General features: G+C 70.8%; 11 protein-coding genes and 1 pseudogene. 6 read left to right on the top strand and 6 right to left on the bottom strand.

The window, feature by feature from the left end; all coding sequences use genetic code 11:
- Nucleotides 1-55: 55 nt before the first annotated feature.
- Both H9Y04_RS21680 and H9Y04_RS21675 read right to left on the bottom strand, forming a co-directional pair.
- On the bottom strand, nt 56-484 hold the full coding sequence (locus H9Y04_RS21680) for an ArsR family transcriptional regulator (protein WP_236071149.1): 429 nt from the start codon (nt 482-484) through the stop codon (nt 56-58).
- Between the two features lie 973 nt (nt 485-1,457).
- Nucleotides 1,458-2,849 carry a cytochrome P450 gene (locus tag H9Y04_RS21675; RefSeq protein WP_187815604.1) on the bottom strand — a complete coding sequence of 464 codons (1,392 nt, stop codon included), beginning with the start codon at nt 2,847-2,849 and terminating at the stop codon, nt 1,458-1,460.
- A 138-nt stretch (nt 2,850-2,987) separates the two neighbouring features.
- On the opposite strand from H9Y04_RS21675, the gene H9Y04_RS21670 reads away from it, so the two are divergent.
- Nucleotides 2,988-3,602 carry a TetR/AcrR family transcriptional regulator gene (locus tag H9Y04_RS21670; RefSeq protein WP_187815603.1) on the top strand — a complete coding sequence of 205 codons (615 nt, stop codon included), beginning with the start codon at nt 2,988-2,990 and terminating at the stop codon, nt 3,600-3,602.
- Between the two features lie 237 nt (nt 3,603-3,839).
- Complete coding sequence (locus tag H9Y04_RS21665; protein WP_187815602.1) at nt 3,840-4,316, top strand: macro domain-containing protein; 477 nt, start codon at nt 3,840-3,842, stop codon at nt 4,314-4,316.
- Between the two features lie 57 nt (nt 4,317-4,373).
- Here the strand turns inward: H9Y04_RS21665 and H9Y04_RS21660 are convergent, their stop codons facing one another.
- Nucleotides 4,374-5,708: an LCP family protein gene (locus tag H9Y04_RS21660; RefSeq protein ID WP_187815601.1), complete on the bottom strand. Its 1,335-nt coding sequence runs from the start codon at nt 5,706-5,708 to the stop codon at nt 4,374-4,376.
- 235 nt (nt 5,709-5,943) lie between these two features.
- Between H9Y04_RS21660 and H9Y04_RS21655 the strand changes: the two genes are divergently transcribed.
- Nucleotides 5,944-6,807, top strand: coding sequence for an AraC family transcriptional regulator (locus tag H9Y04_RS21655; protein ID WP_187815600.1), 864 nt, complete (start codon nt 5,944-5,946; stop codon nt 6,805-6,807).
- Between the two features lie 15 nt (nt 6,808-6,822).
- On the opposite strand, the gene H9Y04_RS21650 is transcribed toward H9Y04_RS21655, so the two are convergent.
- The gene (locus H9Y04_RS21650) at nt 6,823-7,749 is read right to left on the bottom strand and encodes an aminoglycoside phosphotransferase family protein (protein WP_187815599.1); all 927 of its coding nucleotides are present in this window, start codon (nt 7,747-7,749) and stop codon (nt 6,823-6,825) included.
- A gap of 77 nt (nt 7,750-7,826) precedes the next feature.
- Complete coding sequence (locus H9Y04_RS21645) at nt 7,827-8,786, bottom strand: quinone oxidoreductase family protein (RefSeq protein ID WP_187815598.1); 960 nt, start codon at nt 8,784-8,786, stop codon at nt 7,827-7,829.
- Nucleotides 8,787-8,931: 145 nt separating this feature from the next.
- On the opposite strand from H9Y04_RS21645, the gene H9Y04_RS21640 reads away from it, so the two are divergent.
- The 3 genes and pseudogenes from H9Y04_RS21640 to H9Y04_RS21630 all read left to right on the top strand — a co-directional run bounded on the left by H9Y04_RS21640 (nt 8,932) and on the right by H9Y04_RS21630 (nt 11,249).
- The gene (locus H9Y04_RS21640) at nt 8,932-9,570 is read left to right on the top strand and encodes a TetR/AcrR family transcriptional regulator (protein WP_187815597.1); all 639 of its coding nucleotides are present in this window, start codon (nt 8,932-8,934) and stop codon (nt 9,568-9,570) included.
- An 87-nt stretch (nt 9,571-9,657) separates the two neighbouring features.
- Nucleotides 9,658-10,629, top strand: coding sequence for a zinc-binding dehydrogenase (locus H9Y04_RS21635; RefSeq protein WP_187815596.1), 972 nt, complete (start codon nt 9,658-9,660; stop codon nt 10,627-10,629).
- Nucleotides 10,630-10,706: 77 nt separating this feature from the next.
- Nucleotides 10,707-11,249: pseudogene (locus H9Y04_RS21630) on the top strand (DapH/DapD/GlmU-related protein).
- Nucleotides 11,250-11,307: 58 nt separating this feature from the next.
- Here the strand turns inward: H9Y04_RS21630 and H9Y04_RS21625 are convergent.
- A complete protein-coding gene (locus H9Y04_RS21625) occupies nt 11,308-11,823 on the bottom strand; it encodes a hypothetical protein (protein ID WP_187815595.1) in 516 nt (171 codons plus the stop codon).
- Nucleotides 11,824-11,920: the final 97 nt, after the last annotated feature.

Genomic DNA, 11,920 nt, shown 5'->3' with positions numbered 1-11,920 from the left:
GTCAGCGAACGGCTCCACCTGGCATAGCGGGCGTGGGGACAGTGATGGACCTGGCTCAGATGCCGGTTCCCGGGCTCTGGCTGTGCGCGGCGGTGTCATCGCTGCGGCTCTCGGGCGGTGGCGCTTCGACGGGGAGGAGGCTCGGGCGCGTCAGGTACCGCGTTCGGTCGGGTGACGGCTCGTTGACCAGGTGCGGCGCGATCGCCTTCCACATCCCGTCGATCATCCCGTGCAGTTCCGCAGGATTGAGCCAAACGGCATGCTGCCGGTAGCCGACCAGGTCGGCTACCAGGTCGGCTGTCTCACGGTCGAGATACGCGGTGAATTCGGCAGTCAGGACCGCCAGAGCGGCGGCGAATCCGCTGCGATGGTCGTCGAGCGAGAGTGAACTGGCTATGTCTGCCGTGATCCCCGCGCGGTCACGGCGCAGCCGGTAGCGGCGCTCGACGGCGCCGCGCACGCGCCGCTCCAGGGCGACTTCCACGATTCCGCCGGCTGCGAGCAGGTCGACATGCCGGTAGACCGTGGCCTTCGAGACGTCCCGGATGCGGTCGCACCGCTCGGCGGTGGTCAGTTCCCTGACGGCGCTGCGGCACAGTCCATGACCGGTTCGGAACTCGCTCGGATGCCACCGCCTGTGCCGAGACCGGCCGGTTCAGCGAGCATGAAGTCACCGTCGGCACCGGCCCGTTCGCGGTGTCGGGCACGATGGGTGTCCCCCGCGGGCGGGCTTCCGGCCCCGGCGTGCTGCTGCTCGCCGGCGGTGGGCCGTTCGACCGCGACGAGACCAGCGGGCCGAACAGACCGCTCAAGGACCTGGTTCCGTCAGCGGTCGAACCGAATCGGGTACGACACCGTGGGCCGCGGTTCGCGCCGATGATCCACCCCAACCTCGAACTGCACCAGATACGGCACCGTCCACCCCGGCATGGCTCGGGCCGCGCCCCCTCGCCCTCCAGAGCCGCCTTGGCCGACCAGATGGACCTCCTGGACCGGGACCTGCGCCAATTGGAGTGGGTGCCGATGGAGTTCCGCTACCGCTTCACTGCGACGACTCCGGCTGCACTGGTCACGACAATGGCCCTACGGGACTCGGAGGCCGTGCAGGAGAAGCTGCGGGAGCGCCGTTCACCCGGATGTTCGCGCCGGATCAGGTGGTCCACTGCTTCGTCGGGAACCTGGCCAAGTGGCCGAGACATTCATGCTGCTCGGGCTTCTCTATCCGCGGCGCGAGATTACGGACCACGCAGAGCGCCACATCCGAACGAACGTCCCTCCCCGCTTGCCGGGGGTGCCGCTGGCGATGACGCCTGGGCACCCGGCGCCACCCGACTCGATCCGGTGCGAGGCCGATGACCGGCATCGATGTCGTCTGCCAGAAGCCACTGCCGCACATGGTCTGGCAGTCTTGGGCCTACGCGCAGTTCGGCTTCGCAGATCCCCTTTCGATAAGCGCGCTAGCCCTTGCGGCGGCGCACTTCCAGCTCGAAGCCCTCGGGCTTCATCGTGAGCAGTTCGGTCACCTTCAGGTCGTACGAGGGGTCGGCGGCCAAGTCGTAGCGGTGGACCAGGAGTCCGAGCACCAGGATCGCCTCGTGGAGCGCGAACTGACGGCCGATGCAGGCGCGCGCCCCCGTACCCCAGGGCTTGTAGGTGTGTGCGGGCCGGGCGCGTACTGCCGCGGGGTCGAAGCGGTCCGGGTCGAACGACTCCGGGTCCGGGCCCCACACCGTGGGGTCCCGATGCAGGGCCGGCAGCAGGACGAGCGCCCAATCGCCTTTGCGCATGGCGTACTTGCCGTCGAGCACGGTGTCCTCGCGCGCCTGACGGCCGTACGCGGGAGCCGTGGGCCACAGCCGCAGGGCTTCGTCCAGGACGCGGCGGATGTAGCGGAGCTTGGGGATCTGCTCGAAGGCCGGGGCGGGCGGCTCCTCGCCGGGCGGGCCCCAGACGGCGTCCACCTCGGCCCGCGCCCGGGCGAGGACCTCGGGGTGGCGGGCCAAGTAGTACAGGGCGAAGGAGAGCGCACCCGAGGTGGTCTCGTGGCCGGCGACCAGGAACGTGATGACCTGGTTACGGATGTTGACCTCGTCGAGCGGGTTGCCCGTCTCCGGATGGCGGGTGTGCAGCATCAGGCCGAGCAGGTCGTCCGTACGGTCCTCGCCGGCACTGCGGCGGGCACGGATGACGTCGTCGATGATCTCGGTGAGATACGTGAGGCGTTCGGCGTTGCGGCGGTCCGCTCCCCTGGCGAGCAGGTTCCCGAGCCCTGGGAGGCGGACGGTCTGCTGCTGGGCGTGGCGCAGGGCGCCGGTCATCGCCGTGACGAACGGATGCGGCTCGGTGCGTTCGAAGGACCCGAAGTCGTATCCGAAGCCGGTGCGGGCGATGGTCTCGAGGGTCAGCTTGGTCATGTCGGCGGCCACGTCCACCGGGGCAGCGGCCGCGTCCCAGTGGGTGAGCAGCCGGTGGGCCATGTCCCGCATCACCGGGTGGTAGCCGCGCATCGACGCCTGAGTGAAGGCGGGAGCCAGGATGTCATGCGCCGCCTGCCAGTTGGGCTCGTCGCTGTACGCCGTGAACAGGCCGTCACCGCCGAGCCGGCGCAGCGCCTCGATGCCGAGGCCCACGTGCTTGGCGAAGCGGCGCTCGTCGGAGAGGTCGGCGGCGGGCCCGGCTCCGCAGACGAACACGATCTCCTTGCCGAAGATCTTCCGTACGAAGAGGGGAGCACCGAGCTCGCGGGCTATCCGTACCGAGTCCTGAACGGGTGTGCGCGGCGAGACGCCGAGCACGTCGCCGAGCACCGGGACGCGGCGGGGCGGGTGCGGGATCAGGCGGGTGTCCACGGCGCGGAGTCTCCTCGCGGGGTCGGTCGCGGCGGCAGGCGCAAATGGGTCGGATGTACGCTGCACGTCATCTGTTCGTTCGAACGAACAGTAGCCACAACTCTGGCGTCCGGTAAGGGAGATGCGAGGATGAACCGCATGACCAGCCCGCCGCTTCCCGCGCAGACCGGCGTCGCCGCACCGGCCGCCACGACCCGGCAGAGCATCATCGACGCGGTGCTGCGGATCATCGGCGACGACGGGGTGGCCGCGCTGACCAACCGGCGGATCGCCAAGGAGGCCGGGGTTTCGCTCGGCTCGGTGACGTATCACTTCGCGACGCAGCACGAGTTGCTGCGGGAGGCGCTGCTGCACTTCGTGTCGGTGGAGACCCGGCGGTTCACCGAGCTGGCGGACCAGTGCCGGGGCGAGGGCATCGAACTCGAAGGCGCGGCACGGATGGTGGCCCAGGTCGCCGGCGGCACGGCCTTCGACGCGCGGCACATCGCACCGTTCGAGCTCTATGTGCAGGCGGGCCGCGACGAACGTCTGCGGGCCGCGGCCGCCGAGTGCTTCGCGGCGTACGACCGGCTCGCGGCCCGCATCCTGACCGGTCTCGGCGTACGGGACGCGGAGCGGATGGCGAGCACGGCGGTCGCGCTCGTCTTCGGACAACAGCTGCGCCGCCTCGCCACCGGATCACCGGCGGAGGATCTGGTGGACGCGCTGCTGTTCCTGACGCGGGGCTCCGGCGTTCCCGAAGCCGACGGCTGAACCGGGCTTCGCCGCACCCGAAGTGGACGGCAGACAGCACCATTGCGTGTGCCCCGAAGTGGACGGCTGACAGGGGCAGTGTGTGCCCGAAGTCGACGGCCGACAGGGGCAGTGCGTGTGCCCGAAGTGCACGGCTGACAGCAGCAGTCGGGCGCGGCCCATTGTCAGTGGCGGCTGCGAGACTCGGCGGATGAACGCATCGACTTTCCAGGCGATACGCCCCGGTGGGAGGCCCTCATGCGAGAACTGACGGTCGTCAGCGGTGACGCGACGAACCCGGCCGCCAAGGGCCCGAAGATCATCGCCCATGTGTGCAACGACCTCGGCGGCTGGGGCAAGGGCTTCGTCCTGGCCCTGTCGCGCCGCTGGCCCGAGCCCGAGCGCGACTACCGCCGCTGGCACCGTGCGCGGGCACAGAACGACTTCGGGCTCGGCGCGGTGCGCCTCGTCCGCGTGCGGGGCGACATCCAGGTCGCCAACATGATCGGGCAGCACGGCATGCGCACCGGCAGCGCCGGACCGCCGATCCGCTACGACGCCGTACAGCGCTGCCTCACCGCACTCGCCGAACACGCGGCGCAGCAGCAGGCGTCCGTGCACATGCCGAGAATCGGCTGCGGGCTCGCCGGCGGGAAGTGGGAGCGGATCGAGCCACTGATCCTGGAGACGCTCTGCGCCCGGGATGTCGCGGTGACCGTGTACGACCATGGGTGATCCGCGCGCGAGGATCAGGGGCGAGGAGCGCGTCCCGGCCCTACGGGACTCAGCAGGTTAGGGGCAGCGCAGGCGGTCTCCGGTGACCGGCGGCCCTTCGAAACCCGTGCGGTCGTACACCACCGGCACCACCGTGCGTCCGCCCCGGCCGACCTGCACTTCGATGACCCGGCCCATGTCGCGCACCATGCGCAGGCGCGCCTCGGGCAGGGCCGCGTGCAGCGCCTCGGCGTGCCGTGCGGCCGAAGGTCCGTAGTGGATGACGGTTCCATCGTGCTCCTTCGGTCCCGCTTGGCGCGGCTCGCCGCTGCGGACCGTGAAGCCCATGCGAAGGAGTGCGAAGCCGATCGTCTCGTCGGATACACGCAGGTGGACCGCGGACAGCGGGACGCCCACCGCGGTCGCGCCCGTCGGCTGGATGCGCCGGTCGCCCGTGACGGGGCGGTCGGCGCGCAGGGCGGCCCAGAGGGCGTCGGAACGTTCGCGGTCCCACAGGACGGTGGAGCCGTGCCCGGGGACGCGGTGGTCGGCGTCGGCGACGGGGACGTTGGTGAACTCGGTCTGTTCGGGCCGCAGCCGGCCCACGGTCAGGGCGAGTGCGGCCAGCTGCGCGGGGGTGGTGTGCGGATCCGTGCGGACCAGTCCGTGCAGCGCGCCGACCGTCGCGACCGCCCGTGCCGGGCTGGCCAGTACGCCCGAGTTCCGCAGCCGGTCGAGCACTCCGGACACGAGTCGCTGCTGGCGGCGGACGCGGCCGCCGTCACCGGGCGGGTTCACATGGCGGGCCCTGACGTAGCGCACGGATTTGTTGCCGTTGATCCGGTGCGTGCCGGGGGGCAGGCGCAGTCCGGCCGCCTTGTCGAACACCGGCTTCGCCGTGCAGACCGTGGCGCCGCCGAGGCGGTCGATGACGCCGGCGAATCCTTGGAAGTCGGTCTCCACGTAATGGTCGATCCGTACGCCGGTGGCCTGCTCCACCGTGCGCCTCGTGAGGTCGCCGCCGCCGTGCTGCCAGGCCGCGTTGATCTTCCCGGAGTGACGCGGGTGGCCGTGCTCGGCGTACTCCACGTAGGAGTCCCGCAGGATCGAGACCACGCTCAACCGCTGCTCGTCCTCGGAGAGATGGGCGAGCATCATCACGTCGGTGCAGTCACAGGCGACACCTCCGACGTGCAGTTTGTTGCGCTGTTCCCGGGTCAGGCCGGAACGGCTGTCGAGGCCGGCGAGCAGGATGTTGGTGCCGTCGCTGCCCGGGGTGTCCAGGATGCGGCCGGAGCGGTCCGGATGACGGTCGTCTCCGTCAGGTTCGCGTACCGGCTGGCCTGCTGCGGCCGTCACGGTGCCGCCCGCGAGGGTGGCCAGGAGCACGGCGGAGGTGAGGAGGCGGCGCATGCCAGCACGCTGCCGCACTGCGCGGGCCTCCGCCGCCTGTACTGCGCCACACGGCGGAGCGCCCGCGAGCCCCGGCCGCCGCGCCGGACCGCCGAACCCATCAGGCCCTGGTCGTTGCGCCGGTCGGCCGAACGCGCAGGGCTCCGGCCACCCGACTTCTTCGGGCACAGGATGTCGGGTCCGGCATGATCGCCCGCACCTAGCGTGGTGAGCGCACAAGAGGAAGGAGCCGGGAGTGCTTGACCGACTCAACCAGGCCATGGAGTACATCGAGCGCCATCTGGACGAGGAGATCGACGTGGCCGCGCTCGCACGGATCGCCGTCACCTCCGAGTACCACCTGCGGCGGATGTTCTCGGCGCTCGCCGGGATGCCGCTGTCGGAGTACATCCGGCGTCGGCGGCTGACCGTCGCGGGCGCCGAGGTGCTCTCGGGCGGGCAGCCGCTGCTCGATATCGCCGTGCGGTACGGATACGGCTCGGGCGAGGCGTTCGCCCGTGCGTTCCGCCAGCTGCACGGGGTGGGGCCGGGCGATGCCCGGCGCTCGGGCGCTGCTCTGGTCTCACAGGCCCGGCTGACCTTCCGGCTCACCGTAGAAGGGAAAAGCGATATGCGATACCGCGTAGTGGACAGGTCCGAATTCACCGTCGCCGGCCACAAGGCCCGGGTGCCGCTGGTGCATACGGGACCCAACCAGTCGATCATCGATTTCGTCCGTGGTCTCGACCCGCAGGCGCATGAGCGCCTCAAGGCGCTCGGCGACGCGGAGCCGCAGGGCATCCTCGCCGTCTGCGACGATCTCGATCCGAGCCGCGCCGAGGGCACGGAGCTGGACTATTACCACGCAGTGATCACCTCGTCGGAGGACCTCGACGGTCTGGACGTCCTGCGGGTCCCGGCCGGCACGTGGGCGGTGTTCGAAACGTCCGGTCCGGCACCGGAGGCCATCCAGTATCTGTGGCGTGATGTGTTCACGGAGTGGTTCCCGGCCAACCCGTACCGCGGCTGTCCGGGCCCGGAGATCCTGCGCACCCGGCTGTCCGACGACGGCTCGCACGCCGACGCCGAACTGTGGCTGCCGGTGGAGCGCGAGGCGTAAGACGGTTCCGTACGGCTATACCGTCAGCGCCTCGGCGAGGTGGCCGGCGAGGGCGGTGAGCCGGTCGAGTTCGGGTCCGCCGCGAGCGCGCCGGAAACCGTGCCGGCGCGCCCAGTAGGCGGCTTCGACGGCCTGGAGCTGTGCCCAGCGGCGTACCCGCTCGGGTTCCAGTTCCGCCGCATCGGCGAAGAGGTCCAGCGCGCGATGGACTTCTTTGCCGGGGTCGTCGGCTTCGATGAACACCAGGCCCATGGACTTCATGAGCGTCCCGCCGTCCCACGCCGGGTCTCCGGCGTATCCCTTGGGATCGACGGCCAGCCACGGCTCGCGCTCGGCGCGCAGGACGTTGCGCGGGTGCAGATCTCCGTGGATCACCAACTCCGGCTGTACGAAGCCGAGTTCTCGCACCGTCGCCAGCGCGGCGTCCACCACCCGGGCCGGCAGGGCGGCCTCGAATTCCGCGGCGTCGGTGAGCAGTCGGCTCTCCCAGTGCCTGGCCCGCACGCTCTGCCGTGGCAGCCCTTCGGGGGCGGGCACGGCCAGCCGCCGGCTGAGCATCCCGGCGACCCGCACCATCTCGTCCGGGTCACCGCACTCGGCGAGCGTCGAAGGCTGCGCACGTTCGAGAAGCATGGCGAACCGGTCGTCGTCCCGCGCGTGGAGCCGCACGGCGCCACGGCCGCCCCAGGCAGCGAAGGCATCGGGCTCATGGACGTTGCCCGGATGCGGAAAGGACACCTTCAGGACGGCGGGTCCCGCTTCGACGCTGTGCACGGGCACGATGACGCCGACCCCGCCGTGCAGCACGTCCCCGTCGGGCACGCAGTTCCAGCGCTGCAGCAACTCGTCGACCAGGGACGGCAGCAAAGCCACCCACGCGGCACCTCGCTCCCCTTCGCGGGCGATGGTGCTCTGCTCGAATTCCCCTGGGATCCCGATCATCCCGGCACTCTAGTTGCCCTGGCCGGCAGGGCCGCTTCCGTCGGCACCCCCGCACCTGTCGGCCATCAGCAGGCGGCTCACAGAAGGATGACGGTGCGTTCGCCCGGTGCGTCCTGGTGGGCCCACGCCTTCTCGACATCGGCGAGCGAGAAGGGGCGCGGGCGCACGATCATGCCGCCGGCGGCGATCGCGGCGACGAGTTCGGTGAACTCGCGCTGCATGACGTCCATCTCGACGGAGCCGAAGCCGCTGCCCAGGATGCGGAAGGCGTTCGAACGCAGCGCGTGCCCGGACAGCGTGAGCGCGTCACCGCCCATGCCGCCGATCTGCACCCAGTCCAGGACACGGGTGTGCTGGGTGCGGGCGCCGAGGACGGCGCGCATGGCGAGTTCGGTGGGCGGTCCCCATACGTAGTCGAGGACCACGTCGACCTCCGCGGCGGCCTCGGCGAGCGCGGCGGCAGTGGCCTCCTCGTCGGGGGTGAGCCGGACGACGGCATCGACGCCCTCGGCCTGGAGGTCGTCCAGACGGCTGCGGTTGCGGCCGGCGGCGATCACGCGGCCTGCGCCGAGATGGCGGGCGACCTTGACGGCCGTCGAGCCGGCATTGCCGGTCGCGCCGTGCACGAGGACCGAGTCGCCGGCCTCGAACGGTACGCGGGTGCGCAGCGCGGTCCAGGACGAGAGGGCCGGGTTCATGGTGGCGGCCAGGACCGCCGGGTCCGTACCGTCGGGCACCGGGATCGCCGTGGCCGGATCGATCACGATGCGCTCGGCCAGCGTTCCGGCGCCCATCGGCATGACGAAGGCGAGGCTGCCGTCCGCCCGGCGTACGACGGCGTCGGCGCCGGCCGGTACGGGCAGGTTCTTGGGGCTCGTGTAGTGCTTGCCCGCGGCGATGCCCCGGGTGGCGGGGTGCACGCCGACGGCGAGTACGTCCACGACCTCCTGTCCCACGGCGGCCTCGGGCGCGGGGATGGTGCGGACGTGAGGCGGTTCGTCGAAGGACTCCACGAGTGCGGCGTTGATCATGGACATGGGCGTTTCCTTGCGTGGCGGAGCGTGCCCGGAGGGCATTCCCATAAGATACGGATTCGTATCTTATGAATCCGAGACTACGACCGCCGGTTAAGATACGCAAGCGGATCTAATCCCCTTCGTGCATGCCACGCAGAGGCATGCAATGCACGCATACGGACCTTCAGGAGCCACGGTGAGCGAGCAGCGCGCGGCAAGTACTCCCACCCGGCGCAGAGGCGCCGCCCTGGAGACCGCGATCACCGATGCCGCCTGGCAGATCCTCCTCGACCAGGGGTACAACGGCTTCACCTACGAGGCCGTCGCCGCGCGCGCCGGAACCAGCAAGCCGGTGCTGTACCGGCGCTGGCCGCAGCGCGAGGACCTGCTGACCGCCACCATCGCCCGGCATTGGCGCCCCCTGGAGGTCCCCGACACCGGCAGTCTGCGCGAGGACGCCCTGACGCTTCTGCGTACCGTCAACGCCGAGCGGGGCCGCGCGCTGATACTGCTGCGCGTGCAGTTGGCGGACTACTTCCGCGACACCGGCACGAGCTTCGACGACCTGCGCAACCGCCTGCACCCGCAGGACCGGACACCCCCGTTCGCGCTCCTCGTCAGCCGCGCGGTCGAACGGGGCGAGCTCGCGGACGTCCCGCGTTCGCGGCGCGTGGTGAACCTGCCGTTCGACCTGGTGCGCCACGACATGCTGATGCGCATGGGGGCGGTGCCCGACGACTCGATCGTCGAGATCGTGGACGAAGTATGGTCTCCTCTGCTGGGCCCGGCGCCCCACGCCCCCTAGATTGCGCCCGCCGCTTGACCTCAACCGTGGTTGATCTTGCAAGCTCCCGGTGTCGGCAACCGGCCGACAGACAACAGGGGAGGCGCGATGCGAGTCGTCCAGGTGCACCGTTTCGGAGGGCCCGAGGAGCTGGTCATGGGGTACGCCCCTGATCCCGTAACCGGACCGGATCAGGTCGTGGTCGAGGTGGAAGTGGCCGGGATGACCTTCGTCGAGACACAAATCCGGCGTGGCACCGACCCCTGGCACGAACCGCCCCGACTGCCGTACGTACCGGGCGGGTTGGTGGCGGGTCGGGTGAGCGGACTGGGGCCGGGGGTGGACGCGGCCTGGCTCGGGCGGCGTGTCATCGCGGGCACCGGGGACACGGGCGGCTTCGCCGAGCGGGCGGCGGCTTCGGTCACGGACCTGTTCCCGGTACCGGACGGCCTGGGTCTGCCCGAGGCCGTCGCGCTGTACAGCGACGGCAGTACGGCGCAGGGCCTGGTCGAACATGCCCCACTGGACCGTGGCCAGTGGGTGTTGGTCGAAGCGGCGGCCGGCGGTGTGGGCAGCCTCCTGGTGCAGCTCGCCCAGGCCGCGGGCGCGCGGGTGATCGGCGCCGCCCGCGGCCGGCAGAAGCTGGACGCGATACGGGAGTTGGGAGCCGACGCTGCGGTCGACTACTCCGCAGCCGACTGGACCGAGCAGGTGCTCGAAGTGACCGGAGGCAAGGGCCCCGACGTGGTCTTCGACGGCGTGGGTGGCGGGATCGGGCGGGCCGCTTTCGAGGTGACGGCCCGGGGCGGACGCTTCTCGGTGCACGGGGCCGCGAGCGGCGAAGCGACGGTCATCGATCCCGCGGATGCGCGGGCCAGAGGTGTGGAGGTCCTCGGCATCGAGCAGCTCTTCGGATTCCGCCCGCACGTTCCGCGCTGGGCCCGGCAGATCATGACGCAGGCGGCGAGCGGGCTCGTACGTCCGCTCATCGGCCGGACCTACCCCCTGGAACGGGCCGCCGACGCACACGCCGCAATCGAGAATCGCACCGCGTTGGGCAAGACCCTGCTGCTGCTCTAGATCATCGATGCCACGTCAGTCGGCGCGGCCGGCCTTCGCATAGGGTGCCGTCGCCGGTACACAGAAAGGTTCGTGGCATGCCCAGCGACCGTCTCATGCGCATCCGCAGCGCCGAGTTCCAGGCCATGGCCGAGAGGGTCATACGGGTCACCGAGCTCACTTCCCGCCTGAACGTCCTGCCGTTCGACGACGAGGCAGGGAAGACGGCACTGTTCGAACAGATCCTCGGCAAGCCTCTGCCGCCGAGAGTCACCATCTATCCGCCCTTCTTCACCGACCACGGCCTCAACCTCGTCCTCGGCGAACGGGTCTTCATCAATCAGAACTGCACGTTCCTGGACTAGGCCGGCATCCGGATCGGCGAGCGCGTGATGATCGGCCCGAAGGTCACCTTCATCACCGGCGGACACCCGGTCGATCCCGAGGAGCGTCGGCTGTATCTCCCCGGTGCGCCCATCGACGTCGCGGAGAACGTGTGGATCGGCGCCGGTGCCACGATCCTGCCCGGGGTCAGCATCGGCCGTGACGCCGTGGTCGCCGCCGGCGCGGTCGTCGCCGATGACGTCCCGCCCGCAAGCCTGGTGACCGGTGGCAAGGCGACCGTCCACCGGCAGTGGTGACGGCATGCCGCGACCCCGCGCCCGGGCGGAGCACCGGGACGCGGGGCCGACGGACGGATCAGGAGGACCGCTGCATGCGGCGGCGCACCGTGTACGCCGTGGCGCCGAGGCCCACCGCGACCAGGGCCGAGCCCGCCGCGATGGTGCCGGGGCCTGCGTCCTCGAAGGAGCCGCCGAGACCGCCGCGTACGCCCTGCGGGGTGGTGGAGGAGCCGGTCACCGTGAAGGAACCCGTGTACTTCTGCTGCGAGGGGTTGGAGATGTCGCACACGACCGTGACGGTGTAGGTGCCGGCCTTGGCACCGGTGAACACGGTCGAGGTGCCGGCGACCTCGCCGGCGCTGCCGACGGCTGAAAGGGACGCGGTCGCGAAAGCGTCCGAGTAGGCGCGCGCCTGCGCACTGGGGTTGGCGCTGCCGCAGCCGGACGCGCCGATCCGTACGGACTGGCCGGGGGCCGCGCTGCTCGGCGTCACGGCGACCGCGCCGGCCTCGACCGCGTGGGCCGCCGGGGCGGCCAGGGCGAGTGCGGCTCCGGCAAGGAGCGTTCCGGCGGCCAGAGTTCTTGCGTACATGGCGTACCTCGTCTCAGTCCTGTGCCCTTTGCCCCCGGACTGACCGAGTCACAGCGTTGGCACCTCGTGCGGCAGCCCGCCGCTTGCGGGTGCCACG

This window comes from Streptomyces polyasparticus (genome assembly GCF_014493765.1).
Classification (GTDB): domain Bacteria; phylum Actinomycetota; class Actinomycetes; order Streptomycetales; family Streptomycetaceae; genus Streptomyces; species Streptomyces polyasparticus.
This window is presented reverse-complemented; position numbering and strand designations above follow the sequence as displayed.